The following is a 22,647-nucleotide window of genomic DNA, read 5'->3' as shown; positions in this document are numbered from 1 at the left end:
GGGGCTGGGTGCTCAGCGCCAGGCGCCTCGCCAATGCTGGTCGATCTCGATCCACCAGCCGGCGTCACTGGCCGGCGGCGCCGCGAAGGCCGTGAGGTCATCGCGGCGATCCCATCCCAGGATCCTGAGCTCGAACCACGATCCTGCCGCGACGACTTCCATCGGAGTTGCCGCGCCCGTGGGCACCGGCCCGCTCTCTTGTTCGACAGCGGCAACCACAGCGAAGGATGCGAGTGCGGCCCCGGCCGCAGCGGTGCCGCTGGCGAGCACGAAGGTCCTGCGGTCAATCGGCATGGCCGGACTCCCGGTGAGGTGCAATTGCGGCCAGAGGCGACTGCCTGAAGGCTGGCGTCGACCCCCATCGTTGGCGGGCCGCGGCCAGGATGTTTGCGGCTTCCAGTGCCTCGCCGGCTTGAATCGCCGCGGCATGGGCCTTCTCGAAGGCTCGCAGCGTGGGGCGGTTCGCGAGGTCCATGCCGGTCAACTCGAACGCCCGGCGCGTGTCGTTGCCGCTGCCGGCGTAGAACTCCGCCGCGTGATCGGCGAAAGCAAGTGGATGCCTGGCCAGCAAGCGCTCGAAGCCGCTGCGAGCCGCGTCTGACAGTGCCTGCGCCTCGGCCGACTGCCCCAGCGCGAGCGCCACGTCCGAAAGTCGCCAGTGGACTTCCGGGTCACCGCTCGCGAGCGCCGGAACCAGCAGCGCACGGGCTTGCGCGCCGCGGCCTTCGGCCAAACGGATCTCGGCAAGATGCACGCGCGCCTTGACATACCCGGGCAGGTAGTCGATGGCTTTGGCGTACCACCGGGCCGCGCGCCCGGTCTGCGCCTGCGGCACGCGTTCACCCCATAACATGCCCAACTGGAAGCAGACCCAGGCAACGGCGAATGGCGAGACATCGCGGTATTCGCCCAAGCCCCTGCAGTAGGCGCGCTCCGCGTCATCGAACTCCCCCAGATCGGCAAGCAGCGCACCCAGCGGAACCCAGTCCTCCAGCCGTCCCGACTGCCCGGCGAGGCGCAACCTCCGTTTCCGCAGGGCGTCCAGCGACACCCCGCACGCCTGGTCGATGCTCATCGCGAGCCGCTGCGCAGCAATCGCGGGACACCCTCGATCCGTTGCCCGCGAAAGGCATTCCCTCGCGTATGCAAAGCGATGGGTCGACGCCGCGATCTGCGCATCGACGAGCGCCGAGCGGGCGGAGTCTGGATCCACGCGCAGCAGATGGCTTGCCAGTTGATCCAGCCGGTCGAAGGCACCCAGATCACCCAGGAACTGCGCATTGAGCTGCTCCTGCTCGATGACGGACTCCGCCATGCCCGGGCGCAGCGGCGCCTGCCAGAACCGGTTCCATGATTGGGCGAGCGTGCTGCGCAGGTTGATCGCGGCGATGACGCCATCGGTGGCCTGCACAGAGCCGCTCGCGAGATCGGGCTCGGCGATCATTTGGGGACACCAAACCGCGGCCTCAGGCTGTCGAGGCCAGTCTTCAGCAACGTCGAGCTGATGGTCTTCACGATGATGTCGGGCTGACCGCCCGGCATGTACTGCACGCGCCATTCGACCGAGCTGCCACCGCCCTTGGGCTTGACGTCCAGCATGCCGGTGTAGTCCGTTGCCGGTATACCGGCAATCGACGTGTAGCGGTAGCTTCGCTGCGCGTTGTCCATGGCGTCGAGTTGCTCGACGATCTGCTTGCCGTCGATGGTTTCGATCGTGCGAATTTGACCGATCCCGGTGCCGGTCAACTTGATGCTCGCAACCAACGGATGCCAGTACCCGCCGAAGCCGCCGATGAGGGCCCAGACCTGGTCGGGCGGCGCAGCGAGATCCACCGAAAAGGCGACGTTCTGGAGTTCCGCGTTCGGGGAGGCCAGGTAGGGAAAGGCCGAGGTGCCCGGCTTGGTCGCACCGGTCGAGCCGCCCTGCAGGAACTCCCTGTCGTGGTTCACCATCCACGTGAGCAGGATGTCGATGACGTCGGCATTCACCGTTCGGCCGCCGCCGGACTGGTACGGACGGCCTGCGAGCGTGCTTTTCTCGATCTCGAGGAAGCTGGTGTCCGAGGTGGGTTTCGCGACATCGATGACCATGAAATCGTCGAGGAACATGTTGGCGTTTGCTGCCAGCGCCGCCGGCTTCCAGTCGGCCTTGCCGTCGCGCATGTCCCAGTTCTTCAGGCTGTCGATCATGCGCTTGCGAAACAGGGGCATGAGTTCCCCGGAAACGGCGAAGGGCGTCTGCTGGTTCCACAGGTCGCGCAGGTCGTCGGTCCCTGCCATCCCGTTGTTGTTGAGCCGCATGTTGGTCTGCTCGGGGCGTCCGACCCAGTCGATGCGCGGGGGCTCGTGGCCGATGAAGCCGCCGGGCTTCGGTATCGGGATGGTCTCGGCGATGACACCGAACAGCGATCCCCTTGCCGGCTCGAGCACTCGGCGCGTGTCGAACTCGATCAGGAAGGTCAGCACGTTGTCGTGTTGAAGCAAGTTGGGAAACTTCTTCATTTCGGCCACGATCCAGGCCAGGTAGAAGGGGTCGGAACGCAGTCCCGCGAACACGCGGAAGGTGCCGTCGGCCGAGGTCGATCCCTCCGCATCGTCGACGACGAAGCGGATCGTCTGGCCGCCGGGCAACGTGCAGGTGCCGCGTTGCGCAGCTCTGCGGCCTTCGGTGGCGCGCTCCAGCACGTCGAAGCGGAAAGTGAAACGAACCTCCGGATCGCTCGACCTGAAGCGGGTCGCATCCCCGATGCCGGCGATCGTCAGCCGGCGCACGACGATGGCGTGGTCGATCGCGTTCGAGAACATCGCCTGCGTGCCGGCGGACGGGAAGACGTTTGCCGCCAGCACGGTGCGGTTCGAGTCCGCCGGGCTGGTGAATGCAAAGAGATCGGTCAGATCGGCGGAGGGGTCACCGATCTGGCGCGGGCCATCGACATGGTCAGACATGGCTCGGACTCATCAATACCGCGACCAGTTGCTGGTGCCCGTGACTGCATTCGGCGGGCCGCCGAAGGGCGTGACGCGTCCCGCTTCCTCGGGAATCGACTTGAGGTATTCGACCAGCGCCCAGCGCTGCGAGTCTGTCAGCAATGGACCGATGACGCCGTTGCCGAGGGGGCCGCTCTCGAACGAATGCCCGGCATTGGAGTTACCTCGCAGCGAGGTGTCGAGCAGGAACGTTCCGCTCTTGCCGCTGGTGTCCAGACCCACCTTGACCGGATCGAATTCACGCCCGATATAGAACTGCTTCGTGCGCTCCTTCGCAGGAACCAGCATCTCGTACAGGTTGGGCACCGAGCCGTTGTGCAGGAAGGGCGGCGTGGCCCAGACGCCGTCGCGCGGGGCGGCCTTGTAGTTGCCTTGCCGCGGCTCAGGCAGCGGGAACTCGCGATAGCCATGCAGCTTGGCGGCCTGCGCCTCGTCCAGCTTGAGCTGCGACAACGCCTTTTCCAGAACGAGCCTTTGCGCGACCTGGTACATGGCGCCCGTCGGAACGATTTCCTTGTCCTTCAATGGCGGTGGCAGATAGGGAGCCAGATTGCCGGTGATCGCGTATGGCCTCAGATTGTCGAACTGGCCGGGATCCGTGCCGACATATTTTTGTGGCACGAGGCCGACTTCGAGGAAGCGTTTGCCGTATTTGTTCGGTGCAGTCCAGGTGTAGGGCCATGCGTTGTGGCAACTCGCGCAATGTGTTGCAAACAGGACCTTGCCGGCTGCCGCTTTCTGGCGGTCGATCGTGCCGAAGACCTCTTCCGGCCATTTGGGCGGCGCGAGCCGCGTGAGCTGGTCTTCGATTCGTTGCAGATCAAGCAATGCTGCGTTCGAACTGAAGAGTCCTTCCTGCGGCGTTTTCGAGTGGAGGTCCAAGGGCATGAAGACGCCCATGGCCTCCGTGAGATTGCGCCCGATCGGGTCCTGCTGCACCCCGCGCCATTGGGTCCATGAACCGTGGGGCGCGTTCCACAGGAACGGCGGCTTGGTCGGCGCGAGTGGCGTCGACCAGTTCTCCGGGATGCCGGTCTCCGTTGCCAGCATGCGATTGACGATGGAGCCGATGGCATCGATTCGGGAGGGCCCCCAGACTGTCGGCGTCGCGAGCGTCCGTGTGCGGTAGGTATGAATGGGTGCGGCTTCCCGCTCAATACGCTTGCCCAGCTCGCTCTTGGCCTCCACGCTCATCGCGCCGAGCCGTGCAGCCAGGCGATCGAACTTCTGTCTGTCGGCCAGCGTGGCCTGCATCGCATCGTCAAGTGCGTTGACGTAGCCCATCATGTCGAAGGTATTCCCTGCGCCGCCGTCGATGCGGATGCGCTTGCCCTGGTAGTTCAGTTGCGCGTTGTGGCACGCAGCACAATTCAATCCGACTTGCACATCTTCCACGCCGCCGACTCTCTTGACGATCGTCTTGCTCAGTCCGATCGGCAGCGCATCGGGATTGTTCTGTGGATCGGCCGCCTGGGTGGCCAGGCCGAAGCGGTCGCTGTTGGCATCGGAGCGGAAGAGCTCCTGGTTTCCGGCCACTTCGAGATTCAGGAACAGGTCGTAGGACATCACGGCCGAACCTTGCGAAACCTGGTAGTACCACGCCCGTTCGGCGGGCGTCCAGCCCTGGTCGAGAAAGATCACGGGACCCGATGGACTGGCCGCGGGTTGCGCGGCGGCGCCTGTCAGCGCCAGGCCGAACAAGAGCGTGCATCCGGGAACAAGGAAATCGAACCCCTTGATGTCAGGTTGACGCTTGCGATGCATGGAGAGTCTCCAGATGACGGCCGCGTGCGAGGCCCGAGCGCAGATTCTGGAACCCGCGATCCGCGCAGCCTATCCCGGCGACTACGCAGTCCACGTACGTGGAGGCCGGACCAGGCTCTAGTCGGCGTGAAAGCCCGACGCCTTGACGATCGGTGCCCAGCGTGCGATGTCGGCGGCCATGATCGCGGTGAGCTCTTCCGGCGTGGTGCCGGTTGCATCGAGCCCGAGTTCGACAAACTTCTGCCGCGTTTCCGCTGCACGAATGGTGGCCAACAATGCGGCGGACCACTGGTCGATAACCGACCTCGGCGTTTTGGGAGGGGCAAAGAAGCCGACCCACCCGGTCGCCTGCACTGTCGGATAGCCCTGCTCGATGAAGGTCGGCACCTCCGGCAACTGGGGCTCGCGCTTCGCCCCCGACGTTGCGAGAATCCTGAGCCGCCCGGCGCGGTGCAATTCAATCAAGTCCGCAATCGACGAAATGCCGGCGGGAACCTGGCCGCCAATGAGGTCGATCGACATGGGGCCGAATCCCTTGTAGGCCACCTGGGTCATATCGATGTCAATCGCCTTGGATATAAGTACACCCAGGAAGTGAGGCAGGCTGCCCGCCGCAGGCGATCCATAGAATGCTTGCGACGGGTGTGATTGCAGCCAGGCGACAAAGTCAGGGAACGACCGCGCGGGGTGGTTCGCGGGAACCGCAAACGCAAAGCGATAACTGGCGATCTGCGAAATGGGGGCAAAGTCATGCATCGCGTCGTATTGCACGTCCTTGAAGGTCATCGGTGCCAGCACCGGCACCGCGATGGGAAGCATTGCCACGGTGGTCCCGTCCGGTACCGCGTTCTTCAGCGCCAAGGCACCAACGCGCCCGCCGGCGCCCGGTTTTTCCTCGACGTACACAGGGCGCTTGAGCGGCTCGCGCATTCGTTCGGCCAGATGCAGCGCTACATTCTTGGCCGAGCCGCCCTCGAATGCGAGCATGATCCTGGCCGGGCTGGCCTCGGCGACCTGGGCAAACGCACGCTGGCCCAGTCCGATCGAAACAGTTGCCGCTAGCAGCCACGCCAGTATTCTGTTCAGACCCATACAACTCCTTCCGCCAGAGTTACCGTGCACAAGAGCAGGCCGCATTATCCATTCCGAAGGGCCATGACGGAGCAGATCGCTTCGGTCACTGTGCCTGCTTCACTGCAGGAACTGCTGAGCTTCGAGCGCCTGTTGCTGGATCTGTCGGCCGCGTTCATCTCGGCGCCTGCGCAGGAGATCGATGACGTCATCGACCGAGGCCTGGCGCGGATCGTGTCGACACTGGGCATCGATCGTTCGACCCTGAACCGTGTCTTCCCGCTGACTGGCCGGGCCGAGGTAACCCACTCCTTCGCCGTGGAAGGCGTGGAGCCGGTGCCCAAGCGAACGATCCCCGCGCGGGATTCGAATCCATGGGCCCTGTCGAAGGCGACCGCCAACCAGCCGATCGTCTTTGCCTGTCTGGACGAGTTGCCGCCGGAAGCGAGCCTCGACAAGGAAAACTGGCGCAAGCTCGGACTGAAATCCCACGTCATGATGCCCATCGTGGTGGCGGGGGAGCTGCATGGCAGTCTCAACTTCGGCTGTATTCGCAGCGAGCGCAGCTGGCCGGACGACCTGGTGGCTCGCATGCGTTTGCTGGCGGAAATTTTTGGCAGTGCACTGGCGCGCAAGCGCGCGCACGAGGAACTCGAACTGGCGGTCGGCTTCGAGCGGCTCGCAAGCGGCATCCTTGCGTCCCTCGTGCTGTCGAGGCATGGCGAAGAAAATCAGGCGATTGCGCTGGGCCTTCGGCAGATCGGCGAGTTCGTGGGCGCAGAACGCGTGGCGCTCTGGCACATCAACGACGGCGTTCCCTTCGGTGTGGCACAGCAGTGGTACGCGGACGGATTCGCCGGGGTGGCTGCGCAGGGCAAGGCCCCCGAATTGCCGTGGATCCGCGCGCTGATCAGTGGCGGCAGCGTCGTGCGCATCTCTCACCTTTCGGATATTCCGCCCGGAGGACAAGCCGACGCGGCCACACTGCGTCAGATCGGCGTGCGTTCCCTGCTCGCGGTGCCCATCGCGGCGGAGGGCAGCAATGCGGGTGCACTCACCCTGGCGAGCATCGCGCGGGAACACGAATGGCCCGACGCGCTGACGCCCGGGGTCACTCTGCTGGCCGAAGTGTTCGCCAATCTGCACGAGCGCGAAGCCGTGGAGCGTCGCAAGCTGGCGGCCGAGGTCGAGGCTGCGCATTGGCGTGAGCGGCTGGCCCATCTCGTGCGCGTTCACACGGCGGGAGAGATGTCCGTGGCGTTGGCACATGAGATCAATCAGCCACTTTACGCAATCGAGAACTACGCGCTGGCCGCGCGTCGGCGCGCCGCCGAAGCAGCGCCCGACATGCCGCGCGTTCTCGACCTGCTCGACAAAGTCATCGGACAGGCAACCCGGGCGGGCGACGTGGTGACACGCATGCGCGACATGGTCCAGCGGCATGATCTGGAGCCAAAGCTGATCGACATCAAGCGCGCGGTGACCGAGTGCCTGGACATGGTGAAGATGGACTGCGAGTTGCGTGACATCGACATTGGGCTGGCGTCAGGGAATTCGCTGCCGGCAGTCGTGGTTGACGAGATTCACTTGCAGCAGGTCATCCTGAACCTGCTGCGCAATGCAATGGAGGCCATCGAGGGGGCGCCACCGGGCGGTGCGCGGGAGATCACAGTCGCCCTGCGCCTGAACGAGTGCGACGAGGTCCTGGTGGAAGTCGCGGATCGTGGCATCGGCATCGCCGAAGGCGACCTGGAGCGGATTTTCGGATCGTTCTACTCGACCAAATCCAATGGCCTGGGCGTCGGGCTGGCGATCTGCCGCAAGCTGATCGAGGCGCATGGAGGCAAGCTCTGGGCATCGCATCGCGGCGGGGGTGGCGCGATATTCAGTTTCACACTCCCGATCGCCACTTCGGTAGACTGACACGATGGCAGAGCCGACCGTATTCATCATCGATGACGACGAGGCGTGCCGCGACTCCGTCCGGGAACTGGTGAGCTCCGTCGGGCTCGCCGCCGAGACCTACAGCTCGGCGATCGACTTCCTCACGGACTTCGACGCGGCGCGCCCGGGCTGCCTGGTGCTGGACGTGCGCATGGCGCGCATGAGTGGCCTGGCGCTGCAGGAGCGCCTCTTGGCGATCGGCGCGCGCATTCCCATTGTCTTCATCAGTGGCCACGGCGACATCTCGATGGCGGTCAAGACCGTCAAGGACGGGGCGGTCGACTTCGTCCAGAAGCCCTACCGGGAGCAGCAATTGCTGGACGCCATCAACGAGGCCTTGCGCCGGGACGCGAGCATGCGCGAACCTTCGACCCCGGAGCGGGGCAGACTCCTGGACAAGCAGATCGCCGCGCTGACGACCCGCGAGCGCGAAGTGATGCGACTCGCGCTCAAGGGCTTGCCGAGCAAGGTCATTGCCAAGGACCTGGACATCAGCTATCGCACCGTCGAGCAGCACCGAAGCAGGCTGCTCGAGAAGCTGGGCGTCAGTTCGATCACCGAACTGATGCGGCTCCAATCCGAACGCGCAGACGACTAGAGGCCTTGCCCGCACGTTCGGTGGGTGTGCAAGCCTTGTCATTGGCGCGGCCGACCACGTACGTGGCGTAAGTGGCCGCCCGGCTGGTTTTGTCGCACATCCCTCTCCAGAATGAATTCGCCAGGCCATCGCGCATCTCTGAACTGGCGTACGGCAACGCTTCAATGCCCCGGGCACCTTTACCGCGGAGAGGCGCTTCAATCCATCAACCGAGGGAAATCGCAATGAGCAAACTTCTTGCAGCCATGATCGCCAGTCTTTTCGCCGTCGGCGCCTACGCGCAGAACCCGCCGGGTACGACGTCGCAGGAACAGGTGATCACCAACAGCAAGCCGCAGCAACGCGCGCAAGCCAAGGATGACATGAAGCCGCAAGGCAAGGTGAAGAAGCCGACGGGCGACGAGGCGATGTCGGCCCAGAGCGACGCCGTCGGCACCGGCAAGTCCGCCGCCGCCGGACAGGCACGCGTCGAGACCCGGGACGAGCGTCATCCCAACAAGAAGCCAGCGAAGCAGGGTGGCACGCCGGACATGCCCGGCGCCAAGTAGCCCCGGCCAATCTTTCCCCGGCTTGTGCCGCCGGGAATGTCCCGACGGCGCATCGGGCCGAGCAGTCTCGTCTCCGAATCCATGGCTCCAACAACCCGGTACACCACCATGAAGCATCTGGCTGATCCATTGAAGAGCCTCGCCGCAGCCGCGGTGATCGTCCTGGTTGCGGGCTGTGCCACCAGCAACGCGCTCAACAACGACAACCTGGCCGTGGCTGCCGGCTTCAAGGTCATCACACCCAAGAAGCCGGACCAGCAGGCGATCCTCGCCAAGCTTCCCAAGGACAAGGTCACCCCCGTCAACTACCAGGGATCGACCTACTACGTCCTGCCCGACTCAATGAACAACCTGGCCTACGTCGGAGGTCCGGCGCAATACCAGGACTACCAGAAGCTGCGCGTTGCCAAGCAATTAAGCAACAACAACCTCGAGGCGGCGCAGATGAACGAGATGAATTCGATGGACTGGGGCGGTTGGGGCGGTTGGGGTGGCCCCGCATTCGTCGGCTTCCGTCGATAGCCGTGGGACGAACGAAGCCGAGGGGGTATCAATGAAAAGCCGATTTCAAATCGTCGCCAGGGCGTTGCTGCTCGCTGGGAGCCTGACACTGATCGCCGGGGCGAACGTCCAGGGCGCTCCTGCCAAGGCTTCCACGGCCACAAGCAAGGCAACCCGGCCTGCGCCGGAGATGGAAGCCAAGGCGATGGATCTGCTGCGTGCCATGGGCGGTGCCCTCACTGCATCGTCGTCGATGGCGTTCACTGCTGTCGCAACTTATGAGACCCCCACCATCATCGGCCCGCCGCTCGCCTTCGCGACGACCTCCGAGGTCCTGGAGCAACGGCCGAACAGGCTGCGCGTGATCACGGCCGGCGACGGCAAGCCTTCGGCGTACTACTACGACGGCCAGACGCTCACCGCATTCGCGCCGTCCGAGAATCTTGTCGCCATCGCGCCCGCGCCACCCACCATCGATGCCATGCTGGAAAGCGCGTTCAAGAATGCCGCTATCTACTTTCCCTTCGCCGATGTGTTGGGCGCCGATCCCTTCAAGAACATTACCGAGGGCATGACCAAGGCGTTCTACGTCGGCGATTCCAAGGCAGTCGGCGCAACCACGACCCACGTGGTCGCGGTTGTCAGCGACGAACTGTTCATGCAGATCTGGATCGGCGCCGACGACAAGCTGCCGCGCAGGTTGCGTGCAACCTACCGGGGCGACCCGCTGCTGTTGCGCCACCAGGTGGATCTGTCGAATTGGAAGCTCGACCCCGTCGTGGCTGCGGAGGCCTTCGGATCGATCGACGCGGCCAATGCGAAGCGGATTCCTTTCGCTGCCCCGCCGGCGTTTCCGTCTGCCGCCAAAGCGGGGCCGGGCAAGTCGGGCAAGACGCATTGAGGGACGTGGAAGGACTCCGGAAATGAAACCGATGAAAACCATGATCCCCTTGCTCGCCGCGGCGCTGCTCACCACGGGATTCCATTCCTGCGCTTCCGCCTGGGCAAGAGCGAATGCCTGGGGCGGCCGCACGACCGGCGGATGGGGTGGCTTCACCCACGACAACGCATTCGGCGGCAGCACCACGCACGGCTGGTACGGTGGGACCAGTCACGTCAATCGGTTCGGAGGAACCACCACCGGCGCCTACGGCATGGGGGCCGTGCATACCACGGCCGGCGGCTTCAGCACCTACCGCCCACCGGCCTATGGCTATGGAGGCTATGCCCCGTACTACCGGCCAGTGGGGGTGCCGTATTACCACCCGGGCTGCTACGACGACTGCGGCGCTGCCGTCGCGGCGGGTGCCGCCGTCGGGCTGGCGGCGGGCGCGGTGGCGGGTGCAGCGATGACGCGGTCCACCACGATTGCTGCCTACCCGTTGGGCGCCAACTTCTCCACGTTGCCCGCAGGCGCGGTTCACGTGGATCGCGCCGGCGTCGCCTACTACGAGGTCGGCAACACCTGGTTCAAGCCCTCCTTCGGTGCCAACGGCGTGTACTACAGCGTCGTGCCGGCGCCTTGATCCCGCCAGGAAGCTCAAACGATGAACCCCGAAGCGCGCGCGCCGGCGCCGAAGACATCCAGCGAGCTGGCGCAGTTCAACACCGACCTGGCCATTGACCGTACGGTCATGGCCGCGGACCGATCGCTCATGGCATGGGTGAGAACGGCGCTTTCCATGATCAGCTTCGGCTTCACCATCTACAAGATCCTCGAGGGGTTCCAGCATGAGGCCGCCCACACGATCAAGGCCGAGATGCCGCGCAACATGGGTCTCTTCCTCACGGGCCTGGGTACAGCGGCCATGGGGATGGGAACCATCGAGTACTGGCTGCGGCTGAAGCAACTGGGCCAGCACAAGCCGCTTCGGGTCATGCAGCCTTCATTCGTAATCGCGCTGATCATGTCCGCAGCGGGTCTGTTCATTTTCGTGGGCATTACCTTGAGAGTGCTTTGAGGCGGACCGACCATGCTCGACGTGCTGCCTGAACTCTTGACGCGTACCTGGGACGACATCACGAGCGGCCGGCACGCGCCGCTGAGTTTCCGTTTCATTCTCCAGCCGGCGGTTGCGGCCTTCTTCGCCTACAGGGCTGGAAGGCAGGACGCACGGGACGGGCGGCCTCTCTACATGTGGGCGCTCGTGCGGGACCGCACGCAACGAAAGGCGCTGCTGCGCGAAGGCTGGCAGCACATCGGGAAGGTCTTCATCGTGGCCATCGTCATGGATGCCATCTACCAGGTCATCTCGGTGCACTGGCTCTATCCGGGCGAGGCCGTGATGGTCGCTGTGGTACTGGCGGTCTTGCCGTACCTGGTGTTTCGCAGCCTGGTGAATCGCATCCTGGGTCGCCGCCCGCACGCCTGAGTCACATCCCCAGGGCAATGTTCGAGGTGACCTGGCACCTCACCAACGTTGAGGAAGAGCCATGACGACGAAGAAGCCGAACATCCTGATTCTCTGGGGTGACGACGTGGGTTGGTGGAACATCAGCTACAACAGCCGGGGGCAGATGGGCTACCGCACGCCCAACATAGATCGCATTGCCAACGAAGGCGTCGCGTTCACCGACTACTACGCGCAGCAAAGCTGCACGGCGGGACGGGCCGCTTTCATCACCGGCCAGAACCCCATCAGGACAGGCCTGACAAAGGTAGGCATGCCGGGTGCTGCTGTCGGCCTGCAGAAGGAAGACCCGACCATCGCCGAGCTGCTCAAACCGCATGGCTACGCATGCGGACAGTTCGGCAAGAACCACCTGGGTGACAAGGACGAATACCTGCCCACCATGCACGGCTTCGACGAGTTCTTCGGCAACCTTTATCACCTCAACGCCGAGGAGGAGCCAGAGGATCCGGACTATCCGAAGGATCCCGCATTCAAGAAGCGCTTCGGTCCGCGTGGCGTGTTGCATTGCCAGGCCGACGGCAAGGGCGGGCAGACGATCGAGGACACCGGCGCGCTGACGAAGAAGCGCATGGAGACCGTCGATGACGAAACGACCGGGAAGGCGTTGGCGTTCATCGACAAGTGCCACGCGGATGGCAAGCCCTTCTTCCTCTGGTACAACACGACTGCCATGCACTTCAGGACGCATTGCGCCGACAAGCACAAGGGCAAGAGCGGGCAGGGCGACTACAACGACGTGATGGTCGCTCACGACGGCCACATTGGCGAGATGCTCGACAAGCTGGACCAGCTCGGCATCGCCGAGGACACGATCGTCATGTACTCGACCGACAACGGCCCGCACTACAACAGCTGGCCCGACGCGGGCATCACGCCCTTCAGGGCCGAGAAGAACACCAACTGGGAAGGCGGCTGGCGCGTGCCGTGCTTCGTCCGCTGGCCCGGCCGGATCAAGGCCGGCACGGTCATCAACGGCATCGTGTCGCACCAGGATTGGCTGCCCACGCTGCTGGCCGCGGCCGGCGAAGAAGATGTCAAGGAGAAGCTTCTCAAGGGCTGCAAGGTGGGCGAAAAGAGCTTCAACGTCCACATCGACGGCTACAACATGCTGCCGTACCTGAGCGGCCAGGTGCAGGAGAGCCCGAGGCAGTCGTTCTTCTATATCAGCGACGACGGGGACATCATGGCCATCCGCATGAAGGACTGGAAGGTCGTGCTGATGGAGCAGCGTGCGAAAACCCTGCAATGCTGGTTCGAACCCCTTGTCAGGTACCGGGCGCCGAAGATGTTCAACCTGCGCCGCGATCCGTTCGAGCGGGCGGACGAGAACTCCAACACCTACTGGGACTGGGTCATATCGCATGCCTACATCGTCTACGCGATGCAGGGCGCCGTGGCGCAGCAGATGGAAGCGTTCGAGAAGTTTCCGCCGCGCCAGAAGCCTGCTTCGTTCAACCTCGATGAACTCATGCGGAAGCTGCAGGAATCGTCCAGCGCCGCCCACTAGGCTGTCATTGCCGTGGCCACGTCCATCAGCTTGACTGTCAACGGCGAGTCCAGGGTGCTGCAGGCGGACGATCCCGCCATGCCGTTGCTCTATGCGTTGCGCAATCAGCTCGGCTTGCATGGCATGCACTTCGGATGCGGCCTGGCGCAATGCGGCGCCTGTACCGTGCATTACAACGGCAAGCCGCTGCGCAGTTGCGTCATGCCAGTGTCGGCCGTGGCCGGCGCGAACATCGTGACCCTGGAAGGCCTTGGTACACCGGAGAGACCGCATCCGTTGCAGCAAGCGTTCGTGGACGAGCAGGCGGCGCAATGCGGCTATTGCATCAACGGCATGATCATGCAGGCCGCCGGGCTGCTTGCAGACACACCGCACCCGACGGAGGAACAGGTACGCCAGGCGCTGTCCGCCAACCTTTGCAAGTGCGGCACCCACGTTCGCATCCTGCGAGCGGTGATGCGCGTTGCCAGCAAGAAGGCCTGAAGGGCGCGTGATGACATCCGTGCAGATCCCCCTGTCCCGCCGCGCGATGCTTCGTGCCGGCGGCGCACTGGCGGTGGGCTTCGCGACCTACCTTCCGGGCGGCGCGGCGAGCGAGCCGGCAGCCGTTGGCGAAGGTCGCGGCAGGACTGTCTCGCCGGACGCGGTCGACGGATTCATCGTGATTGACGCGCATGGGCGCGTCACCCTCTACAGCGGCAAGGTGGAACTGGGCACTGGCGTGCTCACTGCAATGACCCAGATCGCCGCGGAGGAGCTTTCAGTGCCGTTCGATCGCGTGACGACGATGCAGGGCGACACCCTCCTCACACCGGATCAGCATCCGACCTATGCGAGTCTTTCGGTGCAGGAGGGTGGCATGCAGATCCGTCGCGCGGCGGCGACCGCGCGCGAAGCATTGGTCGACAGGGCCGCGCAGCGGCTTGGCGTCGCCAAGGCAGCGTTGCGCGTGCAGGGCGGCATGGTCGAGCCGGCGGCGGGCGGCCAGGGCCTGTCCTATGCGCAACTGGTCGCCGGCCGGAGCCTGTCCCTCAAGGTCGACCCGGCGGCCCCGCTGAAGAATCCGGGCGACTACACCATCGTCGGGAAGGCAGTTCCCCGGCTCGACATCCCCGCGAAGATCTATGGCCGATTCGGCTTCGTGCAGGACGTCAGGGTGCCGGACATGCTGCATGCGCGCATGGTGCATCCCGCCGCGGCCGGCGCCACGCTGGAGTCATGGGACGACGCGCCGTGCAAGAGCATTCCCGGCTATGTGCGCGCGGTACGCCAAGGCGACTTCCTTGCCGTCGTTGCGACCGACGAATGGGCGGCGGTTCGTGCATCGACCACCATCGCTGCCCGTTGGAGCGAATGGGCGGGCCTTCCCGACGACACCCGGCTTGTCGACTACCAGCGCAAGGCGAAGGTGGACCGTATCCAGGTGCTGCAGCGCACCGGCAATTCATCCGCAGGCACAGGCAGCCCCGGCCGGCAATTGCAGGCCACCTACGACTTCCCGCTGAACACGCATGGCTCGATCGGGCCATCGTGCGCGGTGGCCGACTTCAAGGACGGGCGGCTCACGGTGTGGACGCCTTCCCAGGCGGCCCACCTGCTGCAGAAGCAACTGGCCACCATGCTGGCGCTGGCGCCCGAGCAGGTGCGTTGCATCTACGTCGAGGGCGCGGGTTGCTACGGTCGCAATGGATCCGACGACTGCACTTCCGAAGCGGCGTTGATCGCGATGAAGATCGGCCGTCCGGTCCGGTTGCAATGGATGCGTGCCGACGAGCACGGCTGGGATCCCAAATGCCCGCCGACCCTGCTCGACTATCGCGCAAGCATCGACGACCAAGGGCGGATCGCGGCCTGGGAAGCCGACATCTACCTGCCCGAACGATCGATGAAGCGCTCGGGCGTGACACTGCTCGGTGCCGTGCTGGCGGGGCTGCCGCGCTATGGGCCGGACTCCGGCATCTACAACCCCGGACTGGGCATCCCGTATGCACTCGACAACAGCACGCTGACGGCGCATTGGCTCGTCGACGCACCGCTGCCGGCGGCGTGGATCCGTGCGCCAGGGCGCATGCAGAACACCTTCGGCAATGAAAGCTTCCTCGACGAGATCGCCGCGGCGACCAGCGCCGATCCATTCGACATCCGGACCCGCCACCTGAGCGACAGCAGGGGGCTGGAACTCATGGAACGCCTGCGCAAGGTCGCGAACTGGCAGCCGCGCGGCACGCGTGCGCGCGACACGGGCGACATCGCGCACGGGCGGGGTGTGACCTACGTGAAGTACGAACTCGTGCGCACCTACGTCGGTGTGGTGGCCGATGTGGAGGTCCACCGCTCGACGGGCGCCATCAAGGTACAGCGCGTTTTCGTCGTGCACGATTGCGGGCAGATCATCAACCCCGATGGGTTGCGCAACCAGATCGAAGGCAATGTGGTGCAGACGGTCAGCCGCACGCTCATCGAGCAGCTCACATTCAGCCGCAGCGCCGTCACCAGCCTGAACTGGGGCAGCTACCCGATCCTGACTTTTCCGGATGTCCCCGAAGTGGTCATCGACCTGATCGACCGCCCCGGCGAAGCGCCTTGGGGAGCGGGCGAACCGACCACTTCAGCGATTCCTTCGGCCATCGCCAATGCCGTGTTCGATGCGACGGGCGCGCGGCTGCGCTCGATTCCCTTCCGTCCCGCGGTGGTGCTTGCGGCCCTGGCGCTGGCCAAGGGGAAGTAATGCGATGGCCATCATGCAGTCAACCGGCGAATCATCATCCATGGACCATGTCTCAGCCGCGGCCCTGAAGGAAAACGTCGCCTTCCACGGCAGCGAGCACGAGCTGGCGCGGATCGGCGATGCCGGCCCGCGTGGCGCCTTCGCCGTGGCGGGGCTGGCCGTGTTCATCCTGCTGGCGCTCTGGCTGGCATTCTTCTTCCTTGTCTTTGCTCCGCGAGGCAGCATTGGCTGACGCAGCCGAAGACCTCCTTCCGGGCGTGACCGCCGGGTCCGAAGGCCGGTGGGCGCGCATCGTGGCGGTCATCGTGGCACTTGTTGTGGCCGTGATGATCTACAGCGGCCTGCACTGGACCGCCGTGGCGCCTTCGAAAGTCGAGACGATCGATGCCAGCACGCTGCATCTCTCCGGCGAATTCATGGAGGCCAACCTGGGCACGTCGATTCAGCCCGATCGATCGGCGGTCGTGCGGATGATCGCGCAGCAGTACGCCTTCGTGCCCCGGTGCATCGTGGTGCCGGCGGACACGCCGGTCACATTCCGGGTGACGAGTCCCGACGTGGTTCACGGCTTTCTTATCGTGGGCACCAACGTCAACACCATGGTGGTCCCCGGCTACGTCGCCGAGGTGCGGACACGCTTCGACAGGACGGGCGAGCATGTCATGCCCTGTCACGAATACTGCAGCGTGGGGCATGAAGGCATGTGGGCGCACGTCAAGGTGCTCGACAGGCTCGAGTTCGAGCGCGTCCATGGCAACCAGGGGAGGGCCTCCTGTGCAGGGTAGCAACAGGCTCGTGCTGGCCCATTTCGGGGCGGCGTTCGCTGCGCTGGCGCTGGCGATTCCGCTGGGCGCATGGCAGATGCTCGTGCGCAGTCCGCTGCATCAGTGGGTCGATCCGCAACGCTACTACGCCGCCGTAACCGCGCACGGCAGTACGCTGGCCTACATCTTCCCGACCCTGATCGCGATGGGCTTCGGCTATGCCGTGTGCGCGGTGTCGCTTGGCCGGCCCATGCACGGCAAGCGGCTCGCGTGGGCGTCGCTGTGCCTCGTGGTCGGCGGCGCCGTGATCGCGCTGGCCACCGTGGCCGCAGGCAAGGCGACGGTTCTCTACACCTTCTATCCTCCGCTGCTCGCAAGCGCGTGGTACTACCTCGGCATCCTGACCGCGGTCGCGGGCTCCTGGATCTGGGTCGGCCTCATGGTCTCGCACTTCAGGCGCTGGAAGCGTGACCACCGCGGACTGCCGGTTCCGTTGGCGATGTTTGCGACGACAGCCGCGGCGCTGCTGTGGGCATGGACATCGCTGGGCGTGGGTTCCGAGATCATCTTTCTCATTCTGCCCAACGCATTCGGCTGGACGGCTGCGATGGATCCCGGCCTGGCGCGCATTCTCTTCTCGTGGACGCTGCATGCCATCGTCTATTTCTGGCTGATGCCCGCCTACATCGCGCTCTACGTGCTGCTGCCGCAGGCGGCCGGCGGGCGCCTCTACAGCGACATGATGGGGCGCATCGCCTTCCTGCAGTTGCTCGTCTTCTCGATGCCGATCGGCTTGCACCACCTGTTCGTCGATCCGCAGATCGGTGCCGGCTTCAAGTTCCTGCACGCGGTATTCACGGGCATGGTTGCCGTCCCGACGCTGCTCACAATATTCACGATCTGCGCCTCGCTCGAGATTGCGGGGCGCTTGCGCGGCGGGCGGGGCGTGTTCGGATGGGTGGCCGCGCTGCCCTGGGATCGGCCGCTCGTGCTGGCGTCCGGCCTCTCGTTGCTGATGCTGGGGCTGGGCGGCGCCGGCGGACTCATCAACATGAGCTACGCGATGAACGCGACAGTACACAACACGCAGTTCGTCACCGCGCATTTCCACCTGATCTTCGGCGGCGCGGTGGTCATCATGTACTTCGCCATCGCCTATGAACTGTGGCCGCGCCTCACGGGCCGCTCGTTGCCGCCGAAGCTCATGCGCATGCAACTGTGGACCTGGTTCGCCGGCATGCTCATCGTCACGCTGCCGTGGCACGTGGTCGGCATCATGGGGCAGCCGAGGCGAATGTCGTACTACGACTATTCGAATCCGGCCCTGGCGCCACAGGCGGTCTGGGTCGCCATGTCGGCGATCGGTGGCTTCGTGCTCGTGTTCTCGACGCTGCTGCTGGTGGGCATGCTGCTTGCCGCGCAGAGGAGGCCCGCAAGCGCCCAGGCCCCGCTGCTGTTCTCGCTCGCACTCAGACCGCCTCGCCGGCTCCCAGCGTCGCTGAACGGCTTCGGCGTCTGGATGCTGCTCGTTGCGGCACTGACGGTCACGAACTATGGCTTCCCGCTGGCGCAGGCGCTTTTCATGCAGCGAAGCGCCGTGGCGCCGTATCCGGTAGGTACGCGATGACAGCCGGGCGCCCAGGGTCTTCGCGCGATCGCAGGTACGCGGTCTGGATCAGCGCGACGGCGGCGCTCTTCGTGGCGGCGGCCGCGGTCGGCTTCGTGTGGCTGCCTGCGGTCCAGGCCGGCCGGAGCGCGCCCGATCTGTGGGATGCCATCTGCAGTGCAATCGGCCTGCCGGCGCGCGACGTGCAGGCCGCCGCGGCGGTCGCGGGCAGGCCGGCATCGGACGTTGCATGGACGGCGGCCACGCAACAACTGCTCGCCCGGGGAAACGCTGCCCGGGGCGTCACTCTGGCGGCAGCATCGTGCAGCAACTGCCACGGACGTACCGGCGTCAGCGACGATGCGATCTTCCCCAATCTTGCCGGCCAAAGTGCGGCGTCGATCTACAAGCAACTGCAGGATTTCAGGAGCGGGATGCGCGACCCTGCGGTGATGGGCGTGTACGTCGCCTCCCTGACCGATGACGACATGCGGGATCTCGCGGCGCACTACGCGTCGCTGCCTGAGGCGGTTGCGCGTACCACGGACGCGCTGGCCTCGGCCGACGACCCGACTCGGCGGCTCGCCGAATTCGGAGACCCGATGCGTGGCATCGCCGCCTGCGCCGCTTGCCACGGCCCGCTGGGATTCACCACGGCGGCGCCTTCGCTGCAGGGGCAGCAACGTGGGTACCTCGAAGTGCAATTGCAGGCACTCGCGAGTGGCAGAAGGCACAACGACATCAGCGCGCAGATGCGCAGCATCGCCCGGCAACTGACTCCCCGAGAGATCGATTCGCTGGCCGCCTATTACGCGGGCGTGCCACCCGGTGGTGTCGCTTCGCAGACCTCTGCGCCTGGCAAGTGAAGGTTTCCCATGAGACTGGAGGATCAAATGCGCATTTGCTACCACACGCCGGCCAGGCTTCTTGCTGGCTCCTGCAGTGCCGCGGCCCTATTGGCCGGCTTTCCGGCACACGCGGAGATGAGCGCCGAAGAGCTTGCGAAGCTTGCACAGAATCCGGTCGGCAACCTCATCAGCGTGCCGTTCCAGAACAACACCAATCTCAACTTCGGCCCGGAGAAGGGAACGCAGAACATCCTCAACATCCAGCCGGTGATTCCGATCTCGGTCAACAAGGACTGGAACATCATCACCCGCACGATCTTGCCGGTCATCTCGATGCCCTCGCTGGGCCCCGGCACCGGCAGTCTCAACGGCGTGGGCGATGTGGTGATGACCGCCTTTCTCTCGCCGGCCAATCCCGGCAAGTGGATCTGGGGAGTCGGTCCGGTGGTCCAGATTCCCACCAACAGCAATTCGGAACTGGGCAACAAGAACTGGGGCCTTGGCCCGTCCGCGGTCGTGCTGCACCTCGATCACGGCAGCCCGTGGGTCTATGGCGCACTGTTCAACAACATCTGGTCGGTGAGCAGCAACAAGCAGGGCGGCTCGTACAACAACTTCCTGCTCCAGCCCTTCATCAACTACAACTTTCCGGGAGGCTTCTATCTCACCACCGCTCCCATCATCACCGCGGACTGGAAGGCCGATAGCAGCCAGCGATGGACGGTGCCTATCGGTGGCGGCGTCGGCAAGATCTTCCATCTGGGCAAGTTGCCAGTGAACACGCAGCTCTCCGCGTACTACAACGTGGTCAAGCCGGACAACGGCGCCAACTGGCAGATCCGCGTGCAGGCGCAGTTCATGTTCCCCAAATGATCCGGATCTGTCGATTGCCCGCACGCCGGGGCCGGGACCTGGCACCGCGCGCTGCAGCGTCCGTACCGGGTGCGTGGGCATGCACAGCCCGGGACAGTCCACGCCACGTACGTGGTACTGAGTGGCTGCCCGGATAGGCGCATTTCGTGGATGAGCCCACCATTCATGGCCGGTCCGGCAAATTTGCATGGGGGAACCGGTCTCGAGTCAACCATGCAGAAGGCGACGAAAGCCGGCGCTGCGCTGGTCGCGATCGCCGTGGAAGGCAATGCAACTGGAGATCCGACGCCACTCTCAATGACTCACAAGAAGTCTGAAGCCATGTCCACCATCGTCTACGTCGTCGGCTTCAAGCCGGATGAGCGCGTATGGATCGAATCGGCGCTCGGGCGCAGCATCGAGTCCGTTGTCTTCCTGGACGACGGTGAAGCCTTGTTCGCCAGTGAGGCGAGCAATCCGGGCCATTGCGTGATTGCGTCGGCCGACGCGGACGCGTCCGCAACGCTCAAGCTGGTGCGCGAGCTGAGGGACCGTCGTGTCACGCTACCGGTCATCGTGTTGGGGCCGTATACCGCCTTTCGTACCGCAATCGACATCGCTCGACTCAAGGCGACCGACTTCCTGGAGCGGCCGGTGAGCGTGCGCCAGCTCCGCGCGGCCGTGCATCGTGCATGCACGGATTCCCGGTAAGTGGAGCGGCGAACACGACAAGCGCCAGTACGGCTACAACCGCGACAAGGGAGGCGACCACGGCAGCCGAACCAGTCCACAAGCTACCGAGCGGGAACGAATAGGAAGATAGACATACTCAGAAGCGACGGAATCCATGCCTCGGAAAAAGATGCGCCTGAGCGGCGGCAGCCCGACGTCCGCCGCAGCGTTCGCCGTAGAGCGAAAAGTTCTTGGAGAAGGAATTGCCCAGGAAGAACTGCAGGCCGGCAGCCTGCACCGCCTGCCCGGCGTGCAACATGTGCAGACCTGTTTCTCGCTGCAGGAGTTCAAGGGTGTGGTCGGTGGACTGCCGATGCCGCAGGACGATGCGGCCTGAGTTTGCTAGCCTTGGTCAATTGCAAACGGGCGCCTTGATGGTGCCGTTTTTTTTCTGGCCCGGCAGCGCTTGTGGACCGCAGGGCAGTAGGCGAGATGTTCAGCTGGCCGCTATTGACGGCTGTGGCCAACCAAGCGCGGGCCACCGGACTCAGTACCTTCAGATTCCCGCACTCAGCCCTTCATGGCCTTGATGTCAGCCTTGGCCTTGTCGTGATTGGCTTTCGCTTGGTTTACGCACGCACTCTTCGCGTCCCCCGATTGGCTGTCGCATTTTTCCTTGGCAACTTCAAAGGCTGCGTTGGCCTTCTCCTCGGTGACCTTGCGTGCGTTGGCCGGGCTCGGCTTGTACTCCTGCTCGAGTTCTGCCTTGGCCACATCTTCGGTGCCCTTGGCTTTCTTCATGCAGACGTCTTTGGCGTTTCCTTTCAACGTGTTGCACCTGGCCTTCGCGACCTTGTAGTCGGCCACGATCCTCTCCTTCGACACGTTGTACTCATCCTTGGTCATCGCACGGACGCCGGTCAAGCATAGAAGCGTAGATGCAATCGCAACCACGAAAAGATGCTGTTTCATATCAAGTCCCTCATGCAAGTTGATATCAATAACCACGGCGGCTCACCCCTCGCCAGGCGCAATGTAGGAAGCGGGATGCCGAGTTGGCGTAGGACGGGGTATGCAATGTGGCGCGGTTATTGCCGCACGGGTGCTTGGGGGCGGTGGCCAAGCGCGTTTTCCAACTTCAGGGCGCCGATCGCATAGACCCATGGTCTCCACAGCCAAACTCACGCGCGTGGCCGCTCGGTGAAAGCACCCGTTCTACCTGCGCCCCGACCATCCAGGAAGGAACTCGCTCTTCGGCGATCGGGCCAGCGCGAGCGCTCGCGCCAATGCTTTCTTGGGATCGCTCTGCAGCATCCTGCCCGGAATCGCACCGCGGAAGTGATTCGCCCATAGGAACTCGAGAAAGGGCGCGTCGGACTTCGCGAATCCACCGGCATCGCGCACCTCGCCGGCGAGACTGCGGAAGGGGTCGTCCTTGAGGCCTTCGAAGTTGTTCGGTATGTCCGCGAATCCTCGCCGCGTTCCACGCTCATCGTAGGGGTGGACCCAGCTGTAATGGTCCAGGAAGATCCAGAAGCTCTCTCCCTTCAGCGCCGACAGGTCCTTGACCACGCCAATCAGAACGCATTCGGATTTTTCCTTGACCAGCGCCGCAGCGGTGTGATGGTGGTCAAGAATGTAGAACGTCTTCTTCGGTCCCTTGATGACAGGAAACAGCTGTCGGTTCATCGCTTGTCGCCGGTCGTCGGTATTCATCGCCGCCCACGACTTGCGTTTTTTCTCGACCTCCTTGAATCCCACCGTCATCTGCGTCGGACGAAGATTCTTCAGTTCGACTTCCTTCAGCTTCGAACCAATGCGGTACATGTGTGCTCTGACCCG

25 protein-coding genes are annotated in these 22,647 nt (G+C 64.4%); 18 read left to right on the top strand and 7 right to left on the bottom strand.

Annotated features, from left to right (window positions below):
- Positions 1 to 12: 12 nt before the first annotated feature.
- From WKW80_RS29570 to WKW80_RS29550, 5 genes are all read right to left on the bottom strand, one after another.
- A complete protein-coding gene (locus WKW80_RS29570; RefSeq protein WP_340367168.1) occupies positions 13 to 294 on the bottom strand; it encodes a hypothetical protein in 282 nt (93 codons plus the stop codon).
- Positions 284 to 1,444 carry a tetratricopeptide repeat protein gene (locus WKW80_RS29565; protein ID WP_340367167.1) on the bottom strand — a complete coding sequence of 387 codons (1,161 nt, stop codon included), beginning with the start codon at positions 1,442 to 1,444 and terminating at the stop codon, positions 284 to 286. The genes WKW80_RS29570 and WKW80_RS29565 overlap by 11 nt, the downstream gene beginning before the upstream one ends.
- Complete coding sequence (locus tag WKW80_RS29560; RefSeq protein WP_340367166.1) at positions 1,441 to 2,946, bottom strand: DUF4331 family protein; 1,506 nt, start codon at positions 2,944 to 2,946, stop codon at positions 1,441 to 1,443. The genes WKW80_RS29565 and WKW80_RS29560 overlap by 4 nt, the downstream gene beginning before the upstream one ends.
- Positions 2,947 to 2,958: 12 nt before the next feature.
- On the bottom strand, positions 2,959 to 4,752 hold the full coding sequence (locus WKW80_RS29555) for a di-heme-cytochrome C peroxidase (protein ID WP_340367165.1): 1,794 nt from the start codon (positions 4,750 to 4,752) through the stop codon (positions 2,959 to 2,961).
- Between the two features lie 117 nt (positions 4,753 to 4,869).
- Positions 4,870 to 5,844, bottom strand: a complete 975-nt coding sequence (locus WKW80_RS29550; protein ID WP_340367164.1) for a tripartite tricarboxylate transporter substrate-binding protein — start codon at positions 5,842 to 5,844, stop codon at positions 4,870 to 4,872.
- 63 nt (positions 5,845 to 5,907) lie between these two features.
- Between WKW80_RS29550 and WKW80_RS29545 the strand changes: the two genes are divergently transcribed.
- The 18 genes from WKW80_RS29545 to WKW80_RS37470 all read left to right on the top strand — a co-directional run bounded on the left by WKW80_RS29545 (position 5,908) and on the right by WKW80_RS37470 (position 21,202).
- The gene (locus WKW80_RS29545; RefSeq protein WP_340367163.1) at positions 5,908 to 7,746 is read left to right on the top strand and encodes an ATP-binding protein; all 1,839 of its coding nucleotides are present in this window, start codon (positions 5,908 to 5,910) and stop codon (positions 7,744 to 7,746) included.
- 4 nt (positions 7,747 to 7,750) lie between these two features.
- On the top strand, positions 7,751 to 8,365 hold the full coding sequence (locus WKW80_RS29540) for a response regulator transcription factor (RefSeq protein WP_340367162.1): 615 nt from the start codon (positions 7,751 to 7,753) through the stop codon (positions 8,363 to 8,365).
- Positions 8,366 to 8,589: 224 nt separating this feature from the next.
- A complete protein-coding gene (locus WKW80_RS29535) occupies positions 8,590 to 8,913 on the top strand; it encodes a cell envelope biogenesis protein TolA (RefSeq protein WP_340367161.1) in 324 nt (107 codons plus the stop codon).
- Positions 8,914 to 9,021: 108 nt separating this feature from the next.
- Positions 9,022 to 9,435 (top strand): hypothetical protein, encoded by a 414-nt coding sequence (locus WKW80_RS29530; RefSeq protein WP_340367160.1) that lies wholly within the window; start codon positions 9,022 to 9,024, stop codon positions 9,433 to 9,435.
- A 31-nt stretch (positions 9,436 to 9,466) separates the two neighbouring features.
- Complete coding sequence (locus tag WKW80_RS29525; RefSeq protein ID WP_340367159.1) at positions 9,467 to 10,315, top strand: DUF2092 domain-containing protein; 849 nt, start codon at positions 9,467 to 9,469, stop codon at positions 10,313 to 10,315.
- A 31-nt stretch (positions 10,316 to 10,346) separates the two neighbouring features.
- Entirely contained in the window at positions 10,347 to 10,940 is a 594-nt protein-coding gene (locus tag WKW80_RS29520) for a hypothetical protein (protein WP_340367158.1), read from the top strand.
- A 21-nt stretch (positions 10,941 to 10,961) separates the two neighbouring features.
- On the top strand, positions 10,962 to 11,375 hold the full coding sequence (locus WKW80_RS29515; protein WP_340367157.1) for a YidH family protein: 414 nt from the start codon (positions 10,962 to 10,964) through the stop codon (positions 11,373 to 11,375).
- Between the two features lie 12 nt (positions 11,376 to 11,387).
- Entirely contained in the window at positions 11,388 to 11,786 is a 399-nt protein-coding gene (locus tag WKW80_RS29510; RefSeq protein WP_340367155.1) for a hypothetical protein, read from the top strand.
- Positions 11,787 to 11,847: 61 nt separating this feature from the next.
- Positions 11,848 to 13,335, top strand: a complete 1,488-nt coding sequence (locus tag WKW80_RS29505; RefSeq protein WP_340367154.1) for an arylsulfatase — start codon at positions 11,848 to 11,850, stop codon at positions 13,333 to 13,335.
- A gap of 12 nt (positions 13,336 to 13,347) precedes the next feature.
- The gene (locus WKW80_RS29500) at positions 13,348 to 13,818 is read left to right on the top strand and encodes a (2Fe-2S)-binding protein (RefSeq protein WP_340367153.1); all 471 of its coding nucleotides are present in this window, start codon (positions 13,348 to 13,350) and stop codon (positions 13,816 to 13,818) included.
- Between the two features lie 10 nt (positions 13,819 to 13,828).
- Positions 13,829 to 16,063, top strand: a complete 2,235-nt coding sequence (locus WKW80_RS29495) for a xanthine dehydrogenase family protein molybdopterin-binding subunit (RefSeq protein ID WP_340367152.1) — start codon at positions 13,829 to 13,831, stop codon at positions 16,061 to 16,063.
- Between the two features lie 4 nt (positions 16,064 to 16,067).
- Positions 16,068 to 16,295, top strand: a complete 228-nt coding sequence (locus WKW80_RS29490; RefSeq protein WP_340367151.1) for a hypothetical protein — start codon at positions 16,068 to 16,070, stop codon at positions 16,293 to 16,295.
- Positions 16,288 to 16,848 (top strand): cupredoxin domain-containing protein, encoded by a 561-nt coding sequence (locus tag WKW80_RS29485; RefSeq protein ID WP_422822986.1) that lies wholly within the window; start codon positions 16,288 to 16,290, stop codon positions 16,846 to 16,848. Before WKW80_RS29490 ends, WKW80_RS29485 begins: the two co-directional genes overlap by 8 nt.
- A complete protein-coding gene (locus WKW80_RS29480) occupies positions 16,838 to 18,454 on the top strand; it encodes a cbb3-type cytochrome c oxidase subunit I (RefSeq protein WP_340367150.1) in 1,617 nt (538 codons plus the stop codon). Before WKW80_RS29485 ends, WKW80_RS29480 begins: the two co-directional genes overlap by 11 nt.
- Positions 18,451 to 19,299, top strand: a complete 849-nt coding sequence (locus WKW80_RS29475) for a c-type cytochrome (protein WP_340367149.1) — start codon at positions 18,451 to 18,453, stop codon at positions 19,297 to 19,299. Before WKW80_RS29480 ends, WKW80_RS29475 begins: the two co-directional genes overlap by 4 nt.
- A gap of 27 nt (positions 19,300 to 19,326) precedes the next feature.
- On the top strand, positions 19,327 to 20,154 hold the full coding sequence (locus tag WKW80_RS29470; protein ID WP_340367148.1) for a transporter: 828 nt from the start codon (positions 19,327 to 19,329) through the stop codon (positions 20,152 to 20,154).
- A 165-nt stretch (positions 20,155 to 20,319) separates the two neighbouring features.
- Positions 20,320 to 20,844, top strand: coding sequence for a response regulator transcription factor FixJ (locus WKW80_RS29465; protein WP_340367147.1), 525 nt, complete (start codon positions 20,320 to 20,322; stop codon positions 20,842 to 20,844).
- A 136-nt stretch (positions 20,845 to 20,980) separates the two neighbouring features.
- Entirely contained in the window at positions 20,981 to 21,202 is a 222-nt protein-coding gene (locus WKW80_RS37470; RefSeq protein ID WP_422822989.1) for a hypothetical protein, read from the top strand.
- Positions 21,203 to 21,375: 173 nt separating this feature from the next.
- On the opposite strand, the gene WKW80_RS29455 is transcribed toward WKW80_RS37470, so the two are convergent.
- Together WKW80_RS29455 and WKW80_RS29450 are read right to left on the bottom strand one after the other, a co-directional pair.
- Positions 21,376 to 21,777 carry a hypothetical protein gene (locus tag WKW80_RS29455; protein ID WP_340367146.1) on the bottom strand — a complete coding sequence of 134 codons (402 nt, stop codon included), beginning with the start codon at positions 21,775 to 21,777 and terminating at the stop codon, positions 21,376 to 21,378.
- A gap of 243 nt (positions 21,778 to 22,020) precedes the next feature.
- The gene (locus tag WKW80_RS29450; RefSeq protein ID WP_340367145.1) at positions 22,021 to 22,632 is read right to left on the bottom strand and encodes a ParB-like protein; all 612 of its coding nucleotides are present in this window, start codon (positions 22,630 to 22,632) and stop codon (positions 22,021 to 22,023) included.
- Positions 22,633 to 22,647 lie beyond the last annotated feature (15 nt).

Origin of the sequence: Variovorax humicola (genome assembly GCF_037889915.1) — a bacterium.
Lineage (GTDB): Bacteria > Pseudomonadota > Gammaproteobacteria > Burkholderiales > Burkholderiaceae_C > Variovorax > Variovorax humicola.
This window is presented reverse-complemented; position numbering and strand designations above follow the sequence as displayed.

Excerpts from the sequence above, each read along its gene's own strand:
- WKW80_RS29555 (WP_340367165.1), bottom strand. The coding sequence starts at position 4,752 with ATGCATCGCAAGCGTCAACCTGACATCAAGGGGTTCGATTTCCTTGTT.
- WKW80_RS29515 (WP_340367157.1), top strand. The coding sequence starts at position 10,962 with ATGAACCCCGAAGCGCGCGCGCCGGCGCCGAAGACATCCAGCGAGCTG.
- WKW80_RS29505 (WP_340367154.1), top strand. The coding sequence starts at position 11,848 with ATGACGACGAAGAAGCCGAACATCCTGATTCTCTGGGGTGACGACGTG.
- WKW80_RS29535 (WP_340367161.1), top strand. The coding sequence starts at position 8,590 with ATGAGCAAACTTCTTGCAGCCATGATCGCCAGTCTTTTCGCCGTCGGC.
- WKW80_RS29490 (WP_340367151.1), top strand. The coding sequence starts at position 16,068 with ATGGCCATCATGCAGTCAACCGGCGAATCATCATCCATGGACCATGTC.
- WKW80_RS29525 (WP_340367159.1), top strand. The coding sequence starts at position 9,467 with ATGAAAAGCCGATTTCAAATCGTCGCCAGGGCGTTGCTGCTCGCTGGG.
- WKW80_RS29495 (WP_340367152.1), top strand. The coding sequence starts at position 13,829 with ATGACATCCGTGCAGATCCCCCTGTCCCGCCGCGCGATGCTTCGTGCC.
- WKW80_RS29570 (WP_340367168.1), bottom strand. The coding sequence starts at position 294 with ATGCCGATTGACCGCAGGACCTTCGTGCTCGCCAGCGGCACCGCTGCG.
- WKW80_RS29545 (WP_340367163.1), top strand. The coding sequence starts at position 5,908 with ATGACGGAGCAGATCGCTTCGGTCACTGTGCCTGCTTCACTGCAGGAA.
- WKW80_RS29470 (WP_340367148.1), top strand. The coding sequence starts at position 19,327 with ATGCGCATTTGCTACCACACGCCGGCCAGGCTTCTTGCTGGCTCCTGC.
- WKW80_RS29565 (WP_340367167.1), bottom strand. The coding sequence starts at position 1,444 with ATGATCGCCGAGCCCGATCTCGCGAGCGGCTCTGTGCAGGCCACCGAT.
- WKW80_RS29530 (WP_340367160.1), top strand. The coding sequence starts at position 9,022 with ATGAAGCATCTGGCTGATCCATTGAAGAGCCTCGCCGCAGCCGCGGTG.
- WKW80_RS29520 (WP_340367158.1), top strand. The coding sequence starts at position 10,347 with ATGAAAACCATGATCCCCTTGCTCGCCGCGGCGCTGCTCACCACGGGA.
- WKW80_RS29510 (WP_340367155.1), top strand. The coding sequence starts at position 11,388 with ATGCTCGACGTGCTGCCTGAACTCTTGACGCGTACCTGGGACGACATC.
- WKW80_RS37470 (WP_422822989.1), top strand. The coding sequence starts at position 20,981 with ATGCCTCGGAAAAAGATGCGCCTGAGCGGCGGCAGCCCGACGTCCGCC.
- WKW80_RS29540 (WP_340367162.1), top strand. The coding sequence starts at position 7,751 with ATGGCAGAGCCGACCGTATTCATCATCGATGACGACGAGGCGTGCCGC.
- WKW80_RS29455 (WP_340367146.1), bottom strand. The coding sequence starts at position 21,777 with ATGAAACAGCATCTTTTCGTGGTTGCGATTGCATCTACGCTTCTATGC.
- WKW80_RS29465 (WP_340367147.1), top strand. The coding sequence starts at position 20,320 with ATGGCCGGTCCGGCAAATTTGCATGGGGGAACCGGTCTCGAGTCAACC.
- WKW80_RS29450 (WP_340367145.1), bottom strand. The coding sequence starts at position 22,632 with ATGTACCGCATTGGTTCGAAGCTGAAGGAAGTCGAACTGAAGAATCTT.
- WKW80_RS29475 (WP_340367149.1), top strand. The coding sequence starts at position 18,451 with ATGACAGCCGGGCGCCCAGGGTCTTCGCGCGATCGCAGGTACGCGGTC.
- WKW80_RS29550 (WP_340367164.1), bottom strand. The coding sequence starts at position 5,844 with ATGGGTCTGAACAGAATACTGGCGTGGCTGCTAGCGGCAACTGTTTCG.
- WKW80_RS29560 (WP_340367166.1), bottom strand. The coding sequence starts at position 2,946 with ATGTCTGACCATGTCGATGGCCCGCGCCAGATCGGTGACCCCTCCGCC.